The following is a 23,074-nucleotide window of genomic DNA, read 5'->3' as shown; positions in this document are numbered from 1 at the left end:
CCGGGGCCCCGAGGAGAACACGTGGCCGATCACGAGGCCCCCAGAACTTTCCCCGAACGTATCCGCGTTCATGCCCTGGCCAAGCTGCTGGGAGTGACCAGCAAGCAGGTCGTCGCCCAACTCGCCGAGATGGGCAAGGACGTGCGCAGCGTGCAGTCCAGCGTCGTGCGTGTGGACGCCGAGACGGTGGCCGACGCGTTCGACGTCCCCGTGGCGGATGCTCTCGCCACCGCCGGTCCCGACGTGGTCGAGATCCCCGCCGAGGAGCAGGCCGGAGCGTCCACCGCCGACGAGAGCCCTGTGTCCGCGACCGAGCCGGACCTCTTCACTTCGGCTCCGGCGACGACCGCGCCGGACGAGTCCGAGGCGCCCGCCCCGGACTCGCGGCCCGCCGAGGTGCCGCTCTTCCTCCAGCCCGAGCCCGCACCCGAGGCGCCGCGCCGGCGTCGCGCCTCGACGCGCAAGGCCGCTCCGGCCGAGCCCGCAGGCGACACGTCGGCCGCCGACGCGACCGAGGGCGCAGCGAGCGACACCGCGCAGGCCGACCCCGCGCAGAGCGTGTCGGCGCAGAACGAGACAGCGCAGAGCGAGACAGCGCAGAACGATTCCCCCCGCGGCGAGTCCGACCAGGACGACAGCGAGTCCGGCAACGGTCCGCGTCGCCGTCGTCGCGGACGACGCGGCCGTGGCCGCGGCCGTGGTGACACCGGTGGCGACGAGACCGGCGAGAACGGCGCAGAGTCGGGCGACGACGCGGACGCGTCGACGACCGCATCGTCGCGTACGGCCTCGGCCGACGGTCCGGACACGGCCACCCCTACCGAGTCGGCCACCACCGACGACGCTGCCACCGACGACTCTGCGTCCGGCGAGGCGGCTGCCCCCGACGTCGCCGCCGAGGGTGCCGACTCCACGGACGCTCCCCGGCGTGGTCGCCGTCGGAGCCGCCGCGGCGGACAGAAGAGCGCCGACAGCGGCGACACGGCCGAGGAGTCGACCGGTGGCACCGACGCCGACACCCCCGACACCTCCGACACCTCGGAGGCCGCCGACACGTCGGCGGAGTCCGACGAGTCCGACGACACGCAGGACGGCGCCACCGACTCCGACGAGACCGGCGGAGAGTCGGCCAGTCGTCGTCGGCGTCGTCGGCGTCGCCGGAAGAGCGGCGGTGGCGACGGAGACGACACCACCGGCGAGGACGATCCGCCGAACACGGTCGTGCACGAGCGTGAGCCGCGCCAGCGCGCCAAGAAGGACGAGGTGCAGGGCATCTCGGGATCGACCCGACTCGAGGCCAAGCGGCAGCGACGTCGGGACGGCCGGGACGCCGGACGGCGCCGCCCGCCGATCCTCACCGAATCCGAGTTCCTCGCGCGTCGGGAGGCGGTCGACCGCACCATGGTCGTCCGGGAGAAGTCGCTGGCCGGTCACCCCGATCTGACGCAGGTGGGGGTGCTCGAGGACGGTGTCCTGGTGGAGCACTTCGTCACCAGCACGTCGTCGGGCTCGATCGTCGGCAACATCTACCTGGGCCGCGTCCAGAACGTGCTGCCCTCGATGGAGGCGGCGTTCATCGACATCGGCAAGGGCCGCAACGGCGTGCTCTACGCCGGCGAGGTGGACTGGGACGCTGCCGGTCTGGGCGGCAACAGCCGCAAGATCGAGCAGGCGCTGAAGTCGGGCGACCAGGTATTGGTGCAGGTCTCCAAGGACCCCGTCGGCCACAAGGGCGCACGTCTCACCACGCAGATCTCGCTGGCCGGCCGCTTCCTGGTGTACGTGCCGGGTGGGTCGTCGACGGGCATCAGTCGCAAGCTGCCCGACAACGAGCGCAAGCGGCTCAAGGACATCCTGCGCGACATCGTCCCCGCCGACGCCGGCGTCATCATCCGCACCGCGTCCGAAGGTGTCAGTGCCGAGGAGCTCGAGCGCGACGTCACCCGGCTGCAGGCGCAGTGGGCGACCATCCAGGAGCGGTCCTCGAACGCCGAGTCGAGCAAGGGATCGTCGCCGGTCACCCTGTACGAAGAGCCGGACCTGCTGGTCAAGGTCGTGCGCGACCTGTTCAACGAGGACTTCTCGGGCCTGGTCATCGAGGGCGAGCGCGCGTGGTCGACCGTGCAGAGCTACATCGAGGCCGTGGCGCCGGACATGCTGCCGAAGGTGACGCGCTACGAATCGACGTCCAAGAACGTCGACGTCTTCGCCGCGTACCGCATCGACGAACAGCTGGCCAAGGCGCTCGATCGCAAGGTGTGGCTGCCGTCCGGCGGCACCCTGGTGATCGACCGCACCGAGGCGATGACCGTCGTCGACGTCAACACCGGCAAGTTCACCGGCGAGGGCGGCAACCTCGAGGAGACGGTCACGCGGAACAACCTGGAGGCGGCCGAGGAGGTCGTGCGCCAGATGCGGCTGCGCGACATCGGCGGCATGATCGTCGTCGACTTCATCGACATGGTTCTCGAATCCAACCGTGACCTGGTGCTGCGCCGTCTCACCGAGGCGCTCGGCCGGGACCGCACGCGCCACCAGGTGTCCGAGGTGACCTCGCTCGGCCTGGTCCAGATGACGCGCAAGCGCATGGGCACCGGGCTGATCGAGGCGTTCTCGACCACCTGCGAGCACTGCCACGGCCGCGGCATCGTCGTCCACCAGTTCCCCGTGGAGACGGCCAAGGACGACGGCGGGCGTGGATCGCGCGATCAGCAGAGTGGGTCGCGACGGAAGCGGGGCGGGCGATCCGCCGACCGCGACAAGTCGTCGGACACCGAAACCGAGACCACGGTCGACACCGAGTCCGGGGCGGCCCCGGACTCCGCCGCGTCGGCCACCGCCGAGTCGAAGGGCACTCCGCGTCAGCCGCATCCCGTCGCCCTCGCGATGGCGACTCACCACCACGAGGACAGTTCCGCCGACGCCGACGTCACCGGTGACCCCGTCGCCGAGGGGGCGGGCGACCCCGTCGCCGACGCCGAGGCAGCCGTCGAGGCAGTGTGGGCCGCGAGCACCGTGGACGCGGCAGCCCAGCCGGAAGAACCCGCGGTGGAGCCGACCCAGCCGGCGGCACGGCCGCGTCGTGCGCGACGGGTCGCCCGTGCGGCCGCCGCGCCGGCCGGCGATGCTGCCGGCACGGTGATCGTCGTTCCGGCTCAGGACTCGTCCGGGGACTTGTCCGGCGACTCGTCGTCGAAGGACTCGGCGCCCGAGAGTACGACTGCAGCGGCGTCCGCGGAGTCCGTGGCCGACACCTCGGTCACCACCGGAGGAGTGGCGTCCGCGTCGGCGGCCGCACCGGTGCGTCGTCCGCGTCGTCGCGCCGCAGGTCGGCCCGCCGGTCCGCCGGTGGAGGATTAGGGAGAGGTATGTCCGAGGGGTGGGGCGTCGCCGGTTTGACCCGGCACGACGCTCTCCCGTAATCTTGGACGGTCGCTGTCGGCGACGCGGTCGTGTCGTGCCCATCTCTCGGGTGGGTCCCGCTCGCTGTGCCGACCAGCAGATCATCACTGGATGCGACGCCCCCCGGTTCGCCGGAGGTCGTGTCGCGCCGAGAGACCAGTCGCCCCCACACAGGGGAGCGAGCACGTTCGACAAGCAAGGGGTGGCCGTCCGATGGCAACGTACGCGATCGTCAAGACCGGCGGAAAGCAGTACAAGGTCGCAGTGGGTGACCTCGTCAAGGTCGAGAAGATCGGGGGAGAGCCCGGCACGGCCGTCTCGCTTGACCCGGTTCTCGTCGTCGACGGCGCGGAGCTGACCACCGACGCCGACAAGCTGGCCAAGGTGTCGGTCGCCGGCGAGATCGTCGAGCACACCAAGGGCCCGAAGATCCGTATCCACAAGTTCAAGAACAAGACCGGCTACCACAAGCGTCAGGGACACCGGCAGAAGCTGACCGTCCTCAAGGTCACCGGCATCAACTGACGTCGTCCGACGTTCTCGATCTCTCTACCGACCCCGGAGGGTTTCTCATGGCACACAAGAAGGGCGCGTCCAGCTCACGCAACGGTCGCGATTCCAACGCTCAGCGACTCGGCGTCAAGCGTTTCGGCGGCCAGGACGTCAACGCAGGCGAGATCCTGGTTCGTCAGCGTGGCACGCACTTCCACCCCGGCGTGAACGTCGGCCGTGGCGGCGACGACACGCTCTTCGCCCTCGCTGCGGGCTCGGTCCTGTTCGGCACCAAGCGCGGCCGCAAGACCGTCAACATCGTTCCGGCCGCCGCAGAGGTCTGATCCTCCTGCGGCACCGCGGGAAGCCGTGCTTCCCGCTGACCGACACGTTCCCGACAGGGGCGGCTCGGAGGGCTTGTGCTCTCCGGCCGCCCCTGTCGGCTTTTCCCCACCAGTCACCACTCGCGTCACCCGCTCGGAAGGACCTCTCCCATGTCGCGCTTCGTCGACCGCGTCACTCTGCACGTCAGTGCAGGAAAGGGCGGCAACGGATGCTCGTCCGTGCATCGGGAGAAGTTCAAGCCGCTCGGCGGCCCCGACGGCGGTAACGGCGGGCGCGGCGGCAACGTCGTGCTCGTCGTCGACTCGGGTGTCCACACCCTCCTCGACTTCCACTTCCACCCGTACGCGAGGGGCGGCAACGGCACGCAGGGCGCCGGTAGCAACCGCGACGGGGCCATCGGCGAGGACCTGATTCTGCGCGTGCCCGACGGCACCGTCGTGCTGGACAAGGACGGCCGGATCCTCGCCGACATGATCGGAGAGGGCACCCGGTTCGAGGCGGCGGCCGGCGGCCGCGGTGGCCTCGGCAACGCGGCGCTCGCGTCCCGCGCCCGCAAGGCGCCGGGCTTCGCGCTGCTCGGCGAGGACGGCGAGGAACGCGATCTGGTTCTCGAGCTGAAGTCCGTCGCGGACGTCGGCCTGGTCGGGTTCCCCAGCGCCGGGAAGTCGTCGCTGGTGTCGGTGCTCTCGGCGGCCAAGCCGAAGATCGCGGACTACCCCTTCACGACGCTCGTGCCGAACCTCGGGGTGGTGTCCAGCGGCGAGACCACGTTCACCGTCGCCGACGTGCCGGGTCTGATTCCGGGTGCGAGCCAGGGCAAGGGGCTCGGTCTCGACTTCCTGCGTCACCTCGAGCGGTGCGCCGTGCTGGCCCACGTGGTCGACTGCGCCACCCTCGATCCCGGTCGCGACCCGGTGTCGGACGTCGAGGCACTCGAAGCCGAACTCGCGGCGTACGTGCCCGCGCTGTCGGGCGATGCGAGCCTGGGTGACCTGGCGGACCGGCCCCGCATCGTGGTGCTGAACAAGGTCGACGTGCCCGAGGCCGCGGAACTAGCGGAGATGGTGCGCCCCGATTTCGAGGCCAAGGGATGGCCGGTGTTCACCATCTCGGCCGTCAGCCGAGAAGGCCTGCGGCCGTTGACCTTCGCCCTGGCCGAGCTGGTGGCGCAGTACCGTCGCGACCACCCGAAGGCGGCCCCGCGTCGTCAGGTCATTCGGCCGGTCGCGACGGATCGCGCGGGCTTCAGTGTCATCGCCGATCCCGACGAGCCGGGCGGCTTCATCGTGCGCGGCGAGCGACCCGAGCGGTGGGTCAAGCAGACCGCGTTCGACAACGACGAGGCCGTGGGCTACCTCGCGGACCGCCTCGCGCGACTCGGGGTCGAGGACGAGCTGGTCAAGCAGGGTGCTCAGCCCGGCGCACCCGTCACCATCGGCGACGTCAGCTTCGACTGGGAGCCGCAGACTCCCGCGGGCGTCGAGGTCACGCTTACCGGGCGCGGCACCGACTCGCGTATCGACCAGGTGGACCGCATCGGTGCGGCCGAGCGCAAGCATGCGCGTCGGGTCCGCCGAGGGCTGGACACCGACGAGCAGTGACCGGAACGCGGGAGACCATCGCGGCCGCACGGTCCGTGGTGGTGAAGATCGGATCGTCGGCGCTGACCTCGATGGCAGAGGGGCTCGACGTGGGGCGTCTCGACGCCCTGGCCGACGCCATCGAGGCGCGGATGCGTCGCGGCTCGGACGTCGTGGTCGTCTCGTCGGGTGCGATCGGGGCGGGCATGGCCCCCCTCGGGTTGCGACGTCGCCCGCGGGATCTGGCCACCAAGCAGGCTGCGGCGAGCGTGGGTCAGTTGGCGTTGGCGCACGCGTGGGGCACGTCGTTCGCCCGCCACGGTCGGACCGTCGGGCAGGTGCTGTTGACGGCCGAGGACATCGCCCGTCGCGCCAACCATCGCAATGCTCAGCGGACGCTCGACCGGTTGCGGTCGCTCGGCGCGGTGGCCGTGGTCAACGAGAACGACACCGTGGCGACCACCGAGATCCGCTTCGGCGACAACGACCGGCTCGCGGCGCTGGTCGCCCACCTCGTGGGCGCGGACGCGCTGGTTCTGCTGTCCGACGTCGACGGTCTGTACGACGGTGATCCCCGCAAGGACCCCGCCGCGCGCCTGATCCCGGAAGTGGACGGACCCGAGGATCTCGACGGCGTGGTCGCGGGTTCCGGTGGCGCGCTCGGCACCGGCGGCATGGCCTCCAAGCTGTCCGCGGCGCGGCTCGCGGCCGACGCCGGAGTTCCCGTGTTGCTCGCGGCGGCGTCGGACGCCGCCTCGGCCCTGGCCGGTGGGCCGACCGGCACGGTGTTCGCGGCGCGGCCGACCCGGCTGTCCGCGCGACGGTTCTGGGTGCGACACGCCGCCGACACCAGCGGGGGGCTGACGCTCGACGCCGGTGCGGTCGAGGCGGTCGTCGGGCGGCGGCGCTCCTTGTTGTCCGCCGGAATCACCTCGGTGACAGGAACATTCGACGCCGGCGACGTGGTGTCGCTGCACGCCGACGACGGCACTCCGGTCGCGCGTGGGGTGGTCGCGTACGACTCGGCCGAGCTGGCCGGAATGCTCGGGAAGTCGACCTCGGACCTGGCGCCCGACGCGCGGCGGCCCGTCGTGCATGCCGACGACCTCGTGGCGGTCTGACCGGAGGGTGCGGCATCGGCCCGGAGATTCGTGTCGTACCCCTGTGTCATGGTGTCGGTGACACGAATTCGGGGGGATTCACGTGGACACACTTCTGAGCGGTGACGAGTTGTCGCCGAACGACATTCGACGATTCCTGACCCGCATCGCCGCCATCGCGGTGAGCGAAGCAGTGCAGGACGGGGCCGCCGCGGCGATCGACACCATCACCGCGCTGGAAGAGCTCAAGGCCGCCGCGGCGGGGGCGCAGGCCGTGCTCACCACCCGGGTGGCCGACACCATCCGCGGGCAGCGCCGCGACGCCGGCCGACCCGCCGCCCGCTGGAACACCGGCATCGCCACCCAGATCGGCCTCGCCCGACGCGACTCCCCCCACCGCGGCACCACCCACCTCGGCCTCGCCCGAGCCCTCACCGCCGAGATGCCCCACACCCTGGCCCAACTGCGCCGCGGGGACCTCTCCGAATGGCGCGCCACCCTCCTGGTCCGGGAAACCGCGTGCCTGACCGCCGACGACCGCCGCCTCGTCGACGCCCGCCTCTGCGCCGACCCCACCACCCTCACCGGGAAAGGCGACAGCACCGTCGTCGCCATGGCCGCCCGGCTGGCCGCCGAACTCGACGCCGCCGCCGTGGTCCGCCGCAAAGCCCGCGGCGCCCGGCACCGCCGCGTCACCGTCCGCCCCGCCCCGGACGTCATGGCCCACCTCGGCGCCCTGCTGCCGATGGACCGCGCCGTGTGCGTCTGGGCCACCCTGCGCCGCGACGCCGACACCCTCATCGCCACCGGCGCCGCCGACGGCCGCACCCGCGACCAGATCATGGCCGACCTGCTCGTCGAACGCACCACCGGCCTCGCCCACCCCATCAACCCACCGGTGGCGGTGCACATCGTGATCTCCGACCAGGCCCTGCTCGGCGGCAGCGACACTGCCGCCGAGGTGCCCGGATACGGGCCGATCCCCGCCGCCGCAGCACGGGCGTGGATCGCCGACGCCGTCGGTTCTGAGACCGCGGTGACCCTCCGCAAGCTCTACGCCCGCCCCACCGACGGGCAGCTCACCGCCGTCGAATCGGTCGCCCGCTGCTTCCCCACCGGCCTGGCCCGGCTGATCGACCTGCGCGACCGGACCTGCCGCACCCCGTGGTGCGACGCCCCCATCCGCCACCACGACCACATCCGACCGCACGAGGACGGCGGACCGACCACCGCCGACAACGGCCTCGGCCTCTGCGCCGCCTGCAACCTCGCCAAGCAAGGCGACGGGTGGACCACCACCCGAACCGAGGACCCCGACGTGCACACGGTGGAATTCCGCACCCCCACCGGCCACACCTACCGGTCGACACCGCCGGCCCAGCCGCTACCGCTGCGGCAGGTGAGCTGACGTGCGCGCTCGCAGCACCGCGGCCAGGGCAGCGACGGCGAGTCCGGCTCCCACCATGGACCACAGCGCCCAGCCGTATCCGACCTGCCCGGCGAGGGTGCCGAACCCGAGCGGGGCCACGAGGATGCCGACGCGGGCCACCAGCGAGACCACCGACAGCGCGGTGCCCGCCGCGATGCCGGGGAGCCCACCGGCCATGCCGAACACAGCCGGGAAGATCGGAGCGGCGCCGAGGCCGGCCACCGCGAACATCACCACCGCGACGGTGGGGGAGGTGACCCACGGTGCGGCGAGGAAGGCCAGCGCGATGGCCACGGCCCCGCCGATCAGGACGCGATGGCGTCCCACGCGATCCACCACGGCGTCGCCGACGAGACGGCCGACGAACATTGCCGTCGAGAACGCGACCACGGTGAGTCCGGCGGGTCCGGGTGCTGCCCCGAGGTCGGTCGCGTACAGCGCGCCCCAGGACTGGGGGAGGTCCTCGACGAGCGAGGAGACGAACACGAGGGCGCCGAGCAGCGCCAGAGCCGCGGCGGTGCCCGACCGACGACGCGCGGCGGATCGACGCTGTCGGCCGGACCCATCCGGCTGTGCCCTGCTGTCGGGGCCCCGCCGGCCGGCGTCGGGTTCGAGGTGTCGCGCGGTGACGACGGTGAGGGCGAGCAGGACGGTGGCGACCACGGCGAAGTGGAGCTCGACGGGCACGGCGAGTGCTGCGGCGCCCGCTCCGACGAGTCCGCCGGTGACGGCCCCTGCGCTCCATCCGGCGTGCAGACGGTTGAGAATCGAACGGCCACTGCGGTTCTCGACCAGGACGCCCTGCGCGTTCATCGCCACGTCCATCACGGCGTCGGCGGCGCCGAGGACCATCAACGCGAGGCCGAGGGACCACCAGGTGCCGGCCAGGGCGGGGAGAACGATCGCGACGGACAGCAGTGTGGCCGAGGCCAGAGTGGTCACCCGACTGCCCCGCGCGCGAATGGCCAGCGCCGCCAGCGGAGTGGCCAGTAGCCCGCCCGTGCCCATGCCGGCCAGCGCAAGGCCGAGCGTGGCCGCATCGAGGGAGAGCTCACCGGCGATCGCCGGGATGCGCGGACCCCAGTTGCCGAGGACGGCGCCGTTGACGAAGAAGATCAGCGCAACCGCGGCGGCGCGGCTCGTCGACACCGCCGCGGCGCGGCTTTTGTACACTGCCGCGGCGCGGCGGCGCGTCACAGGTACGACGTCAACACCTCGGAGCACCCGGCGTGCACCGTGTCGTCGGCGAACTCGTCGCCCCGAGTGGCGCCGCGGTTCACGATGACGACGGGCTTGTCGTGCTTGGCCGCGCGCCGGACGAAGCGCAGTCCCGACATCACCGTCAGCGACGATCCGAGCACCACCAACGCCGCCGCGTCGTCGACCATGTCGTACGCCGCCCGGACACGGGGCTTGGGCACGCTCTCGCCGAAGTAGACGATGTCCGGCTTGAGGATGCCGCCGCACCGGTCGCAATCGACCATGCGGAAGTGGGCGGTGCTGGAGATCTCGGCATCGGCGTCGGGTGCGATCTCGACGCCGTCCGCACCGACGACCGACTCGACGAAGCCGGGGTTGGCGGCGGTGAGCCGCTCGTCGAGGGCGACGCGGGAGATCAGCGTCTCGCAGGACAGGCATCGCACCCGGCCGTAGACGCCGTGGAGGTCGATGACGTTCCGGCTGCCGGCCTTGGTGTGGAGCATGTCGACGTTCTGGGTGATGACGCCGGACACGACGCCGCGCCGCTCGAGTTCGGCGAGCGCACGGTGGCCGGCGTTCGGCCGGGTCGCATCCATGTGGCGCCATCCCACGTGATTCCGGGCCCAGTAGTGCCGACGGAACTCGTCGTCCCCGATGAACTGCTGGAAGGTCATGGGGTTGCGGGGCGGCGAGTCCGGGCCGCGGTAGTCGGGGATTCCCGAGTCGGTGGACATGCCCGCACCGGTGAGAGCGACGACGCGCCCGCGGGACAGGACGTCGTCCAACGAGACGAGACCGCGCTGCGACGGTGAGAACGGGGAAACGGTGGTCACCTCGTCCAGGATAGGTCGCACGCGCGGTCTCGTTCGGCGATGCCGGGGTCGGACAGGGTCAGGCAGGGACCTCGATCAAGGGGTAGACGCCGTTCTCGTCGTGCCGCTCGTCGCCGACGACGGGCGGGTTGAAGACGCACAGCATGCGCATGCGCGTGGTGGTCTCGACGGTGTGCCGCTCGTGACCGTTCAGCAGGTACATGCTGCCGGGGCCGAGCGGGTAGGTCTCGCCGGTCTCACGATCGGTGAGCGTGCCCTCGCCCTCGATCAGCCACACGGCCTCGACGTGGTTGGCGTAGTGGAAGTTGTTCACCGTGTTCGGCTCGATGGTGGTCTCGTGGAAGGAGAAGCCCACCCGGTCGCCGCCGAGGACGATGCGCTTGGACCGCCACTGGCCGTCCTCGCTGGCGATGTCCCGTTCGGTGCCGGTGATCTCGTCGGTGGTGCGCACGATCATGGAAGTCGGTTCCTTTCGCTGGGGGTCGACGCGGGGTCAGGAGCAGACGGTCTCGGTGGCCTGGCGCAGGATCGACAGACCGTGGTCGAGGTCCTCCTCGGAGATGGTCAGCGGCGGGAGAAGCTTGACCACCTCGTCCGACGGGCCGGACGTCTCGGCGAGCAGACCCTGGTCGTAGGCCATGGAGGTCACCTTGCCGGCGAGGTCACCGTCGGCGAAGACGAGGCCGTGCACCATGCCGCGGCCGCGGGTGCTCACGCCCTCGTAGCGATCGGCGAGGTCGGTGAACGCGGCACGAATGCGCTCGCCCTTCGCGAGGATCTCCTTCTCGAAGGTGTCGTCGGACCAGAAGTGCTCGATCGCCGCGGTGCTGGTGACGAAGGCGGGGTTGTTGCCGCGGAAGGTGCCGTTGTGTTCACCCGGTCCCCACACGTCGAGGTCGGGGCGAATCAGGGTGAGCGCCATGGGCATTCCGTAACCACCGATGGACTTCGACAACGTGACGATGTCCGGCACGATGCCGGCCTCCTCGAACGAGAAGAACTGGCCGGTGCGGCCGACGCCCATCTGGACGTCGTCGACGATGAGGAGGATGTCGCGGCGCTTCAGCAGCTCGGCGAGGGCCTGCAGCCACTCGGCGCGGGCGACGTTCACGCCGCCCTCGCCCTGGATGGTCTCGACGATGACCGCGGCAGGACGGTTGATGCCGCTGCCGGAATCGTCGAGCACCCGCTCCATCCACTGGAAGTCGTCGGTGGCGCCGCCGAAGTAGTTGTCGAACGGCATCGGGGTCGCGTGCACCAGGGGAATGCCGGCCCCGGCGCGCTTCATGGAATTGCCGGTGACCGACAGGGCGCCGAGCGTCATTCCGTGAAAGGCGTTGGTGAAGTTGATGACCGACGATCGGCCGGTCACCTTGCGCGCGAGCTTGAGGGCGGCCTCGACGGTGTTCGTGCCGGTGGGGCCGGGGAATTGCACCTTGTAGTCCAGTCCGCGCGGCGCGAGAATCTTCTCGGTGAAGGCGGTCAGGAAGTCGCGCTTGGCCACGGTGGACATGTCGAGGCCGTGGGTGATGCCGTCGCGCAGGATGTACTCCACCAGCGCGGTTTTGAGGACCGGGTGGTTGTGGCCGTAGTTCAGCGCACCGGCGCCGGCGAAGAAGTCGAGGTAGCGCTTGCCGCTCTCGTCGGTGATCCAGGAACCCTGCGCGGTGTCGAACACGGCCGGCCACTGGCGGCTGTAACTGCGGACCTGCGACTCGTGGTTCTCGAACACGTCCGGGGTGGGGGCGATCTGGTTCATGAGGTCTCCTGCGAATCGTTGGTGGGGGCCGCGAAGGGGCCGACGGTGTAGAGGTCTTCCGGCTGGTGCGCGTCCGGGAAGGACCCGGCGGCGAACAGGTCCGATCGGACGATGCCGGTGCCGCGTCGGCGCGCGAGCGAGGTGAACGTGGCGATCGACGCCGCGTTGTCGGGACTGACCGTGGTCTCCAGGGTGGTGACTCCGTGATCGACGGCGACGCGATCGACGAGCGCCTCGAGCATGCCGCGGGCGAGTCCCCGGCCGCGGTGGGCGGCGTCGACGGCGACCTGCCACACGAACACGGTGTGGGGGGCGCCCGGTCGGAGGTAGCCGGTCACGAAGCCGACGGGACGATCGTCCTCGTCCACTGCCACGACGGACGTCGCCGCGAAGTCACGGCACCAGAGCAGGTACGAGTAACTGGAGTTGACGTCGAGCACGTCGGAGTCCCGGGCCATTTCCCAGAGGCGGACACCGTCGTCGACCGTCGGTGGACGGTACTCGTGTCGGGAGTCGAGATCGGGCGGGGTCGAGGTCGCACTCTGTAACACGGGCGTCATATGGCAATCGAACGTAACAAGGTGGTCCGGAGAAGTCAGGTGCGTCGGTCGAGGTCGACCCCGAGACCCCCGTCAATCCCCAGTGTGCGGCGGCTGTGTGAAGGTGCTCACAGCGTCGCGCGGACGCTCCGACCTCGATTCGGGACCGGTGCTGCGGCATGGCACCCACCTTTTCCAGCCATTTCTCGTTATCGTCCGGCCATGATGCGCGTGTCGTCCTCGCTGTCCCGCCTGGTCCCGGCGCGTTCGGGGCGTCCGGGGCGTGGCCGCGCCACGGCCGGAGTGCTGCTGGCGCTGATGGTCCCCACCCTCGCCGCGGGGGTCGTCGCGGCCACGACGTCCGGCGACGACGGGTCCGCGACCGGACCCACGCGCGTCGTGCCCGCGTCGCAGGCGAGCGACCCCCTCGCCGCGACCCGTGGTGCGCTCGGCAACACGGCGCTTCCGCTGCAGATCCTCACCGGCGGCATGACGGAACTGACCGACGGCAGTGTCGAACTCGACGACGGGGCACACCGACTGGCCGACGGGCTCGGCCAGGCCCGCGACGGTGGCGACCAGCTGGCGGACGGCATGACCCAGCTGCGGCAGGGACTGTGGCAACTCGGTGACGGGTCCACTCAGGTCAGCGGCGGCGTCGACCGGGTCGTCGGCGCGCTGACCGGGGTCGGCGCGGCCCAGGGTCAGATCGAGGTCATCGTCCAGCAGACGCTCGACTCGCTCGCCACGTCCACCGACCCGGCGGCGGCGGCCACGGCCGATCAGCTGCGCACGGTCCTCGACCTGCTGCGGACCCAGGGCCTGAACGGCGGGGTCCTGTCCGATCTCGAACGGCTCCGCGACGGCGCGCGGCAGGTGTCCTACCAGTTGTCGGATCCGTCCTCGCCATTCGTCGACGGCATCGTTCGCGCCACCGACGGGTCGGCGCAACTGCGGGACGGTCTGGTGCAACTCGACGACGGTGGGGTGTTGCTCGTCGACGGCACGACCCGTCTGCGCGACGGCGTCGGACCGATGGAAGGGATGTTCACCACCCTGCGCTCCAACGTCGACAAGGCGTCCTCGTCGCTGCCCGCCGCGGCGTCGACCGAGGTGGATCCCACCGGCTCGTCCTTCGTCGTGCGGCCTGCGGTCGAGAACTGGCCGTACCTGACCGCGGTGTTCGCCGTCCTGGCGGCCGCGCTGGTCGGCTTCCTGGTTCCGCGGGCGCGGGCCGCCGTGATCGGCGCCGTCGGGGCGGCCGCGACGATGGTCCTGGCGCTGACGTTCGTCGACACCGGTGCCTCCCTGGCGGGATCGATCCTCGCCACCGTGACCGTCGGTCTCTGGGTCGCCGCGGTGGTCACCGCCTGCCGCGCGGTGCGACTGATCCTCGGTCCGGTGGCCGGGGCAGCGGTGCTCGCGCTGCTCGGCCTGGTGCAGGTGATCCTCGGCGGAGCGGTACTACGCGGCGCAGGCGGTCTGCTCGCTCGGGCGGCCGACGTCACCCCGGTCGGGCAGATGGTGCGGGCGCTGACCGATGCGGTGGGCGGGCCCGGTCTGCCGACCCTGATCGCCGTGCTCGCGGCAGTGGCGACCCTGGCGGTGGCGTCGGTCGCGGTCCGGCGAGCCGAGACCCCCGGTGAGGTCCGGACGGCGACGGAATCCGACGACCCCGACGGTCCGGCCGCCGAAAAGGCCGACGACGAGGACGTCGTCTCAGTAACCTGAGGCCACGATCCGCGAGAGTCCGTGTCGGGCGAGCGGGTGCGAGGAGGCGACGTGCTGCTGTCCGGTGCCAACGCCGTGGTCTACGGCGCAGGTGGTGTCGTGGGCAGCGCCGTCGCGTCGGCCCTCGCCCGCGGCGGTGCGCGCGTGCATCTGGCCGGTCGATCGCGGACCCGGCTGGACGCCGTCGTGCGGCGCATCACCGATCTCGGTGGGCACGCCGAGGCGCAGGTGCTCGACGTCCTCGACGAGGTGGATGTCGACGAATACGTCGACGTCGTCGCGGCCTGCTCGGGGAGCATCGACATCTCGGTGGACCTGGTGGGTCCCACGCCCGTGACCGACCATCCCCACCGGCGCGTCGACTACACCGAACTCGCCGAGCTCGAGGGTCCCGTTCTCGGTGCGCTCCGCTCGCATTTCATCACTGCCCGCGCCGCCGCCCGGCACATGATGTGTCAGCACTCCGGCATCATCCTGGTGCCGCACCGGGCGGCCGTCACCGCCGGTCTGGACGGCGCATCACTGGCCGCGGCGTTGCTCGATCGTCTCGCCGAGCAGCTGGCCGCACAGCTCGCGGCCTCGGGAGTGACGGTGCGCGCCGTGGACCTCGAACAGGCGGTCGGAGACGACGCCGCGGAGGTGGGGCGCCGCGTGGTGGACGCCGTCACCGGTGGGGATCCGACGCTCGCCGCCGTCTGAGTTCCTCCGGCCGTGCACGCGGGTCACGTCGCGATGCGCAGCGCCTCCACCAGGTCGCGGTACAGGGTGTCCGACGTCAGCAGCGCCGTGTGCGAACCCTGCGCGCGGACCCGTCCGTGCTCCAGGACGACGATCGTGTCGGCGTCGATCACCGTCGACAACCGGTGCGCGATGGTGACCACGGCGCCCCGAGCGGAGAGGTCGCGGATCACCTCGTGGATCGCGGCCTCGGTGATGCCGTCGACCTGCGCGGTGGCCTCGTCGAGCAACAGGATGTCGGGCGGCCGCACGATGGCCCGCGCGAGCGCGATGCGTTGACGCTCGCCCCCGGACACCGCGGTGTCCCGCAACTCGGTGTCCAGGCCGTCGGGCAACGATTCCATCTTCTCCGCGAGCCGCACACGGCGCAGCGCCGCCCAGAGTTCGTCGTCCGAGGCGTCGGGATGCGTCAGGCGCAGGTTCTGCGCGATCGTCCCCGGCAGCGTCGGAGTGGCCTGCTCGACGTAGCCGATGCGCTGGCGGATCTGCCGGTGGGACAGCGCCGAGTACGGCACACCGCCGAGGACGAGCTCGCCGGCTCGCGGTTCGAGAAATCGGAGCAGCAGGGAGAACAGTGTCGTCTTGCCCGCGCCGGACGGACCCACCAGCGCGGTGTGGCCGCGCGCCGCCACGGTGAGGTCGATCGCGTGCACGGCCGACCGGTCGTCGCCGTACCCGGCGGTGACGCCCCGCAGGTCGAGCGCGGACGGGGCGTCCTCGATGCGGGCGGGGAGGACGGCGACGGTGGCGGGCGCGTCGGGTTCCGGCTCCATGAGCTGGACCTCGCGGATGCGGGTGGCGGCCGCGACACCGCGTTGCAGTTGGGCGACGTACAACGTCAACTGAGCCACCGGCCCGACCAGTTGGAACGCGTAGAGCAGGAAGGCCACGAGCGACGACACCGCGAGAGCACCGGAGGACACGCGGTAGGCGCCCACGCCGAGCACGGCGATGATGGTGAGTTGGATTCCGCTGCCGGTGATGGTCCAGGCCCACGCTTCGAGTCGGACGGAGCGGATACCGAACGATGCCGACACCCGCGCCTCGTTCACGATGCGATCGCTCTCGCGGTCCTCCGCCCGGCTGGCCTTGACGGTGCGAACCGCACGCAGCGCGCCCTCGAGCATGCCGCCGAGACGTCCCATCGCGGCCTGGGCGTCGCGTTGCGCCGCAGCCACTTTCGGCATGAGCAGGCCGGCGGCGACGCCGATGCCGGCGATGCCGAGCAGGGCCGTGCCGAGCAGGGGAAGGTCCAGCGTGGCCATGAGGATCACCACGCCGACGATCGCGATGGTGCCGTTCACGATCTCCACGAGCGCCCACGACGAGGCCTCGCGCAGCAGCACCGTGTCGGAGGTGACGCGGGTGAGCATCTCGCCCGCCGGGCGCGCGGTGACGGCCGGCACGGTGGCGCCGAAGAACCGATGCACCATCGATGATCTGGCTTCCAGGACCACCCGCTCGGCCATGGTGCCGAGCAGCAGCCGCTGGGCGAACCCGACGACGATGCCCACCAGGAGCAGGACCACCAGCACCGTCACCGCGGACGCGGTGGCGCCGGGCACCCCGAACGAGTCGAGCAGTCGCTTGGTCACCAGGGGAGTGGCGAGCGACGACCCGGTCGCCAGCAGGCCGAGGAGCAACCCGCCGACGAACATGCGCCGGTGCGGCCGGACGAACGTCCACAGCAGGCGCAGGTTGGGCCACCGCAGCGGCGCGCGATCGGTCACGCCCGTGCTGCCAGCACGAAGGGGAGGACGGCGTCGGCCCCGGCCGCGCGGAGGGCACGGGCGGCCACCGTGGTGGTCCATCCGGTGTCGGTGATCAGATCGAGGAGCAGGACCGGCCCGTCGTGCGCCGTGAGGTCCGGGGCGTCGAAGGCGTCGACCAGACTCGCCACCCGGAACGCCGAATTGGCACCGGACGCCGGCCGGGCGTCCGGGCGGCGCCGCAGGGTGCCCAGTGGCGCGAGCCGGCCGATCCGCGCGAGGCGGGCACCGAGGTCCTCCATCAGCGCGGGCCGCGACGTCTCCATCACCACGACGCCGGTGGGACGCTCCGTCCAGGTCCAGCCGGCGAGTACCGCGATGCAGGCCTGCTCGAGCGCGTCGGGCGCGGGAGCGTCGTCGCCGTCGACGAGGGCCCGCAGTCGAGGTCCCCACACCGGATCGGTGAGTCGGCCCAGCACGCGGCCGGGCTCGGGCCCGTCGGTGATGCGACCCGACAAGGACACGCCCACCTTCGCCAGGCCGGTGGGCCACTGCCTGCGCGGGGCGAGGTCGAGACCGGGGCGGTCCAACCGGGTCCGGGTGCGATCGACGGCCTCGGCGTCGACGTCCGGTGACAGCGGGGTGCCCGTGCAGTTGTCGCACTTCCCGCAGCGATCGACGTCGGCGTCGCCGGTGAGCGACGGGTCGTCGAGCTGCCGCCGGAGGAAGGCCATGCGGCACTCGTCGGTGGTCTGGTAGTCCAGCATGGCCTGCTGCTCGGCGGCGCGGGCCGTGTCGAGGCGCTCGTAGCGCTCGCGGTCGTACGTCCATTCGGCGCCCGTGGAGAGCCAGCCGCCCTTGACACGGCGGACGGCGCCGTCGACGTCGAGCACCTTGAGGACCATCTCGAGACGGGTGCGGCCGAGTTCGACGAGCGGTTCGAGCGCCGGGGTGGACTGGGGCCGCTCGGTGTCGAGGACCTCGAGGACGCGGCGCACGACGTGCTCGCGCGGGAAGGCGACCGAGGCGAAGTAGCTCCAGATCTCCCGGTCCTCCGGGCCGGGCAGCAGGATCACCTCCGCGCGGTCGGTGGCGCGGCCGGCACGGCCGACCTGCTGGTAGTAGGAGATGGGGGAGGACGGTGCTCCCACGTGCACCACGAACCCGAGATCCGGCTTGTCGAACCCCATCCCGAGGGCCGAGGTCGCCACCAGGGCCTTGACGCGGTTCTGCAACAGATCCTGTTCTGCCGCTTCGCGTTCGGTGGGATCGGTCTGGCCCGTGTACGCGGCCACGGCAATGCCCCGCTCGGACAGCAACGCCGCGAGGTCGGTGGCGCCCGCGACGGTCAGCGAGTACACGATGCCCGAGCCGGGGAGCGATTCCAGCCGGTCGGCCAACCATGCGATCCGGGCCGTGGGGTCCGGGATGCGCACCACGGCGAGGTGGAGGGAGTCGCGGCCGAGGCCGCCGCGGAGGACCTCGGTGTCGGCTCCGCCCACCCCCAACTGTGCGGCGACGTCGGCGACGACCCGGTCGTTGGCCGTGGCGGTCGTGGCGAGCACGGGAACCCCGTCACGCAACTCGGCGACCAGCGAGCGGATGCGGCGGTAGTCGGGTCGGAAGTCGTGCCCCCAGTCGGAGACGCAGTGCGCCTCGTCGACCACCACCAGGCCGGCGTCGGCGGACAGCGAGGGCAGCACCTGATCGCGAAAATCGGGATTGTTCAACCGTTCCGGACTGACGAGGAGTACGTCGAGCTCCCCGGCCGCGACGCGCGCGTGCACGTCGTCCCACTCGGTCACGTTGCCCGAGTTGATGGTCGCCGCCGTGACCCCGGCGCGCTCGGCCGCGGCCACCTGGTTGCGCATGAGCGCCAGCAGCGGCGAGACGATGACCGTCGGCCCGAGACCCTGCTCGCGTAGCAACCGCGCGGCGATGAAGTAGACGGCGGACTTGCCCCACCCGGTGCGCTGGACCACCAGGGCGCGGCGTTTGTGCACCACGAGTGCCTCGATGGCCGTCCACTGATCGTCCCGCAGCACCGCCGACGGGCCGGCCAGATCGGCGAGCAGTTCCTGCGCGCGCTCGCGCGTACTCACGCGAATTCCTGTGCGGCGTGGTCGATCTCCGCTGCGGTCGGGGCGGCGATGCCCGCTCGGGTGGTCGCGAGCGCGCCGCCGACGACCGCCCGGCGCACCGCGGTCTCGGGCCCGTCCCGCCAGGCGACGGCGAGCGCGCCGGTGAACGCGTCGCCGGCGCCGGTGGTGTCGATCGCCTGCACGCGAGGTGCGGGGACCTCGGTGACGGCGCCGTCGGGTCCGCGATGCCGCGCTCCGCGCGCGCCCAGGGTGGTGACGACGTGCGGGGTCCGCTCGACGGCGGCGCCCAGTGCGTGGTGCTCGCTCTCGTTGACCACCAGGACGTCGACGACGTCGAACAGGGCGTCGGGCACCGACCGGACGGGCGACGGATTGAGGAAGACGGTGGTGCCGCCGCGGCGCGCGGCCTCGGCCGCGGCGACGACGGTGGGCACCGGAATCTCCAGTTGCAGCAGCAGGACGTCGGCGCCCTCGATCGCCGCGACGTCGTCCGCGCCCAGCTCGGTCAGGGAGTCGTTGGCGCCGGCGACGACGACGATGGTGTTCTCGGCGGCGTCGTCCACCGTGACCACGGCGACGCCGCTGGCGCCGGGCGTCGTGCGCAGGGTGTCGGTGTCGATGCCGTCGGCCTGCAGGCTCGCCCGCAGCTCGGGAGCGAAGGCGTCGTCCCCGACCGCGCCGACGAACCGGACGCTCCCGCCGGCCCGCGCCGCGGCGACGGCCTGGTTGGCGCCCTTGCCGCCGCGGCCGAGGACCAGCTCGGTGCCCGCGACCGTCTCGCCGGGGGCGGGCAGCGACGACGTCCGCGCCGAGACGTCCATGTTGATGCTGCCGACGACGGTGATGCGCGGGGGTTCCGGAGGGGCCACGACGCCGACACTAACCGTCGGCGCCGACAGCCTCGTCTCGCGCGGACGGCGCGGTGACCGCCCGACGACGCCCTCGACGGTCGTACAGCGCCGCGACCGCCGCGCCGACGACGAGGCCGAGCGCCAGACCGATCAGCGTCATCGTCAGGCCGTGTGCCAACCCGGCCGACCACCGACCGTCGAAGTAGAGGATCGCGCGGACGGCGAGGTAGACCTGGTGCATCGGTTCGAACGTCGCGAGGAACCCGAACAGTCGGGGAGTGGCCTCGAGGGGAATGGTGGCACCGGCGGACGGCAGTCCGAGGATGACGAAGAGCACGAGGTTGATCACCAGGCCCGGCGTGCCGAGGACCGCCACGACGGACATGGCCGTGATGCCGACGGCGCTGATCGCGAGCGCCCCGTAGAGCCACAGCAGCAGAGCGTGCGGGGTGGGCATGCCCAGAGCGGCGGCGATGGCGAGGTACAGCGCGGACACGACGGCTCCGACCACGACCATGGTCAGCCACTTCGCGACCAGCGTGCGCAGACGGCTCACCGGGACCGCCGGCTTCTGTCGGAAGAACGGTCCGTACTCGAGCGGGAGGTAGCCGATGGCCCCGTCGACGAGTGCATTGGCGATGGTGGCGCCGGTGAAGCCGGCGAGGACGAGCAGCAGGGCGTAGTAGAACGCGGACAGACCGAGCCCGGTGCCGCCCGGCAGGGGGTCGTACGGCGCGACGACGACGTCGATGGGCTGCGCGAGGGTGAGTGCGGCGGTGCCGGTCAGGGCGGTTCCCTCGGGCAGACCGGCGGTGACCTGGTCGACGAGTTGCGACCCGACCGTCGTATTCGCCTCGGCGAGAGCGCGATCGGCGACGGTGCTCGCGAGCGTCGACCCCAGCGTGCCGGCGCGGGGGTTGGTCGTGACGGTGACGATCGGCTTCTCGACGTCGCCCGGAACCGCCGCGGCCTCGGCGAGCACGGTGACGCGTTTGGTGAAATCGCTCGGAATGGTCACGGCGGCGTAGACGTCACCGTTCGCCAGCATCTCCCGCGCCTGCGCGATGCCGACCACGCGAAGGTCGAACCGGTCGGGGTCGAGGCCCTTCTCGATGCCGTCGGCGATGGACTGGCCGAGATTGGCCTGCTGTCCGTTCGGCAGGACGTCGCCCTCGTCGTTCTGCACGAGCGCGAGGGGAAAGTGGCGCAGGTTCTTCTGCGGGTCCGCCACGCCGCCGAGATAGAGCGCGGCGAGCAGGGACATGAGCACCGACACGACGACCACCGGGACCGCCCAGGTGAGGGGTCGGCGGAACGCCGAGGGACGCGGTGCGATCACGGTGGGCATGGCAGTTCCCTCTCGACGACGTCGGTGGGCCGTGCTCGATGCACTTCTGTATCGAGTGGCAGTTCGATACAGTAATGCATCGAACTGTCGACGGACAAGGACCGACCCCTGTGAGCACCGAGACGACCCGGCCGAAACGCAGCCGCGCCGCGACGCGCGAACGCGTACTGGACGGCGCCCTGGCCGTCTTCGCCGAGCGCGGATTCGGACGGTCCACTCCGGAGCAGATCTGCGAACGTGCGGGATTCACCCGCGGCGCGTTCTACTCGAATTTCGGTTCGATGGACGAGGTGTTCCTCGCCCTCTGGCAACGTCAGGCGAACGCCCTCGTCGACCGACTCCGCACGGCGGTCGACGACGTCCACGTGACGGCTCCCGCGGGCACGTCCGTCGTCCGGGCGTTCACCGAGACCGTCGTCGACGGGTTGTCCGGACTCACCGCGGACGTCTCCTGGCACGTCCTCACGGCCGAGTTCTCCGCGTACGCCGCCCGCCGTCCCGAGCTCGCCGCGGTGATCGTCGAGCACCGCGCGGCCCTGCGTCACGCGCTGTTGCCCATGATCGTGCGCGTGCTGGCCGCGTTCGGGCGCGAACCCGCCGTCGACGAGGACACCCTGGGACGCAGCGTCGTCGCCGTGTACGACGGGGCCATGTCGCAGGCCATGATCGAACCCGACGATCCCGCGCCGCGACGGCTCGCCCTCGAGCTCGTCGCGGCGATCGTCTGGGATCGATCACGCCCCGTGCGAGATCAGTAGGCCCGCTCGTACTGCGGCGGCGTCGCGGGCGTCATCGCGACCCCGAGTTCCTGCGCGGCCCGGCGCGGCCAGTACGGGTCGCGCAGCAGTGCCCGGCCGAGCAGGACGGCGACCGCGTCCCCCGAGGCGACGACGTCCTCGGCCTGCTTGGCCTCGTCGATCAGCCCGACGGCCGCGGCGGGCACGGTGGTCTCGCTCTGGATCCGCCGCGCGAACGGCACCTGATAGCCGGGCGCGACCGGAATATCGGCCTTGGCGACGTTGCCGCCGGTGGAGACGTCGATCAGGTCGACTCCGTGATCCTGCAGCCGCTCGGTGAGCAGCACCGTCTGGTCGGCGGTCCAGGCGTCGGAGTCGATGCCACGCTCCTCGCCGGTCCAGTCGGTCGCGCTGACGCGCACGAAGACGGGGCGATCGGCCGGCCAGACCTCGCGCACGGCGTCGACCACGCGCACCAGGAACCGGGCGCGGCCGTCGAAGTCGCCGCCGTACTCGTCGGTGCGGTGGTTGCTCGCGGGGGAGAGGAACTGATGCAGGAGGTACCCGTGGGCCGCGTGGATCTCGACGACCTCGACTCCCGCGCGACGGGCGCGCGTCGCCGCCGCCCGGAAGTCGGCGACGACGGTGTCGATGTCCGCGACGGACATCTCGCGCGGTGGCGGGTAGTGCCCGAACGGCACCGCGCTCGGGCCGAGCGTCTCCCAGTGCAGCGGGTTCTCCGACGACAACGGCTTGCCGCCGCGCCACGGGGCGTCGGTGGACGCCTTGCGGCCGGCGTGTGCGAGCTGGACGGCCGGCACGCTGCCGTGCGCGACGATCTCGGCGACCACGTCGGTGAGCGCCCGCTCCTGCTCGTCGGTCCACAGACCCAGGTCCCACGGGCCGATCCGCCCCTCGGGCGACACGGACGTCGCCTCGGTCACGATCAACCCGGCGCCGCCGACGGCGCGGGAGACCAGGTGCGTGCGGTGCCAGGCGGTCATGGCCCCGACCTGCGGTCCCTCCGCGTCGGCCGAGTACTGACACATCGGCGACATCCACACGCGATTGGGGACGGTCAGCTCTCGCAGGGTCAGGGGTTCGAACAGCACGCTCATCGGTTCACTCCTCGTCTCGACTCCCTCTCTCGTTCGTGGCCAACCGGCTCGGCGGCGAACT

Annotated in this window: 19 protein-coding genes; 9 read left to right on the top strand and 10 right to left on the bottom strand. The window is 71.6% G+C overall.

Translation table 11 applies throughout. The annotated features are described in order from the left end of the window. Positions 1–21: 21 nt before the first annotated feature. From RC2_RS11645 to RC2_RS11620, 6 genes are all read left to right on the top strand, one after another. Positions 22–3,360 carry a translation initiation factor IF-2 N-terminal domain-containing protein gene (locus tag RC2_RS11645; RefSeq protein WP_068147041.1) on the top strand — a complete coding sequence of 1,113 codons (3,339 nt, stop codon included), beginning with the start codon at positions 22–24 and terminating at the stop codon, positions 3,358–3,360. Positions 3,361–3,615: 255 nt separating this feature from the next. Further along, positions 3,616–3,927, top strand: coding sequence for a 50S ribosomal protein L21 (gene rplU / locus RC2_RS11640; RefSeq protein ID WP_068147037.1), 312 nt, complete (start codon positions 3,616–3,618; stop codon positions 3,925–3,927). Between the two features lie 47 nt (positions 3,928–3,974). Beyond that, entirely contained in the window at positions 3,975–4,238 is a 264-nt protein-coding gene (gene rpmA, locus RC2_RS11635) for a 50S ribosomal protein L27 (RefSeq protein ID WP_068100135.1), read from the top strand. 150 nt (positions 4,239–4,388) lie between these two features. Further along, positions 4,389–5,840, top strand: a complete 1,452-nt coding sequence (gene obgE, locus RC2_RS11630) for a GTPase ObgE (protein ID WP_068147034.1) — start codon at positions 4,389–4,391, stop codon at positions 5,838–5,840. Further along, complete coding sequence (proB, locus tag RC2_RS11625; protein WP_068147032.1) at positions 5,837–6,940, top strand: glutamate 5-kinase; 1,104 nt, start codon at positions 5,837–5,839, stop codon at positions 6,938–6,940. Before obgE ends, proB begins: the two co-directional genes overlap by 4 nt. Before the next feature lie 82 nt (positions 6,941–7,022). After that, positions 7,023–8,327 (top strand): HNH endonuclease signature motif containing protein, encoded by a 1,305-nt coding sequence (locus RC2_RS11620; protein ID WP_245811084.1) that lies wholly within the window; start codon positions 7,023–7,025, stop codon positions 8,325–8,327. Here RC2_RS11620 and RC2_RS11615 read toward each other — a convergent pair. The 5 genes from RC2_RS11615 to ectA all read right to left on the bottom strand — a co-directional run bounded on the left by RC2_RS11615 (position 8,304) and on the right by ectA (position 12,700). Beyond that, positions 8,304–9,497 carry an MFS transporter gene (locus RC2_RS11615; RefSeq protein ID WP_169846843.1) on the bottom strand — a complete coding sequence of 398 codons (1,194 nt, stop codon included), beginning with the start codon at positions 9,495–9,497 and terminating at the stop codon, positions 8,304–8,306. The genes RC2_RS11620 and RC2_RS11615 overlap by 24 nt on opposite strands. Positions 9,498–9,541: 44 nt before the next feature. Then, positions 9,542–10,333, bottom strand: coding sequence for a Sir2 family NAD-dependent protein deacetylase (locus RC2_RS11610; RefSeq protein ID WP_245811105.1), 792 nt, complete (start codon positions 10,331–10,333; stop codon positions 9,542–9,544). 106 nt (positions 10,334–10,439) lie between these two features. Continuing rightward, positions 10,440–10,838, bottom strand: a complete 399-nt coding sequence (locus RC2_RS11605; protein WP_068100146.1) for an ectoine synthase — start codon at positions 10,836–10,838, stop codon at positions 10,440–10,442. A gap of 36 nt (positions 10,839–10,874) precedes the next feature. Beyond that, entirely contained in the window at positions 10,875–12,140 is a 1,266-nt protein-coding gene (ectB, locus tag RC2_RS11600) for a diaminobutyrate--2-oxoglutarate transaminase (RefSeq protein ID WP_068147027.1), read from the bottom strand. After that, complete coding sequence (gene ectA, locus RC2_RS11595) at positions 12,137–12,700, bottom strand: diaminobutyrate acetyltransferase (protein ID WP_068147025.1); 564 nt, start codon at positions 12,698–12,700, stop codon at positions 12,137–12,139. Before ectA ends, ectB begins: the two co-directional genes overlap by 4 nt. 201 nt (positions 12,701–12,901) lie before the next feature. Between ectA and RC2_RS11590 the strand changes: the two genes are divergently transcribed. Together RC2_RS11590 and RC2_RS11585 are read left to right on the top strand one after the other, a co-directional pair. Continuing rightward, on the top strand, positions 12,902–14,410 hold the full coding sequence (locus RC2_RS11590; RefSeq protein WP_068147022.1) for a hypothetical protein: 1,509 nt from the start codon (positions 12,902–12,904) through the stop codon (positions 14,408–14,410). Positions 14,411–14,461: 51 nt separating this feature from the next. Then, entirely contained in the window at positions 14,462–15,109 is a 648-nt protein-coding gene (locus tag RC2_RS11585) for an SDR family NAD(P)-dependent oxidoreductase (RefSeq protein ID WP_169818368.1), read from the top strand. A gap of 23 nt (positions 15,110–15,132) precedes the next feature. Here RC2_RS11585 and RC2_RS11580 read toward each other — a convergent pair whose 3' ends face one another. Genes RC2_RS11580 through RC2_RS11565 form a run of 4 tightly spaced genes read right to left on the bottom strand, consistent with a single transcriptional unit; the run spans position 15,133 to position 21,158 of the window. Continuing rightward, positions 15,133–16,878, bottom strand: a complete 1,746-nt coding sequence (locus RC2_RS11580; RefSeq protein WP_222677768.1) for an ABC transporter ATP-binding protein — start codon at positions 16,876–16,878, stop codon at positions 15,133–15,135. Then, on the bottom strand, positions 16,875–18,959 hold the full coding sequence (locus tag RC2_RS11575) for a RecQ family ATP-dependent DNA helicase (protein ID WP_245811083.1): 2,085 nt from the start codon (positions 18,957–18,959) through the stop codon (positions 16,875–16,877). Before RC2_RS11575 ends, RC2_RS11580 begins: the two co-directional genes overlap by 4 nt. Further along, complete coding sequence (locus RC2_RS11570; RefSeq protein WP_068147244.1) at positions 18,956–19,780, bottom strand: PfkB family carbohydrate kinase; 825 nt, start codon at positions 19,778–19,780, stop codon at positions 18,956–18,958. The genes RC2_RS11575 and RC2_RS11570 overlap by 4 nt, the downstream gene beginning before the upstream one ends. A 58-nt stretch (positions 19,781–19,838) precedes the next feature. Next, positions 19,839–21,158, bottom strand: a complete 1,320-nt coding sequence (locus RC2_RS11565; protein WP_068147015.1) for a DUF3533 domain-containing protein — start codon at positions 21,156–21,158, stop codon at positions 19,839–19,841. A gap of 110 nt (positions 21,159–21,268) precedes the next feature. On the opposite strand from RC2_RS11565, the gene RC2_RS11560 reads away from it, so the two are divergent. Continuing rightward, positions 21,269–21,916 carry a TetR/AcrR family transcriptional regulator gene (locus tag RC2_RS11560; protein ID WP_068147011.1) on the top strand — a complete coding sequence of 216 codons (648 nt, stop codon included), beginning with the start codon at positions 21,269–21,271 and terminating at the stop codon, positions 21,914–21,916. On the opposite strand, the gene RC2_RS11555 is transcribed toward RC2_RS11560, so the two are convergent. Then, on the bottom strand, positions 21,910–23,013 hold the full coding sequence (locus RC2_RS11555; protein ID WP_068147007.1) for an NADH:flavin oxidoreductase/NADH oxidase: 1,104 nt from the start codon (positions 23,011–23,013) through the stop codon (positions 21,910–21,912). The genes RC2_RS11560 and RC2_RS11555 overlap by 7 nt on opposite strands. Positions 23,014–23,074: the final 61 nt, after the last annotated feature.

The sequence above is a fragment of the Rhodococcoides corynebacterioides NBRC 14404 genome, from assembly GCF_001894765.1.
Lineage (GTDB): Bacteria > Actinomycetota > Actinomycetes > Mycobacteriales > Mycobacteriaceae > Rhodococcoides > Rhodococcoides corynebacterioides.
Note: the sequence above shows the minus strand (reverse complement) of the source record. Positions and strands in the feature narration are given on the sequence as shown.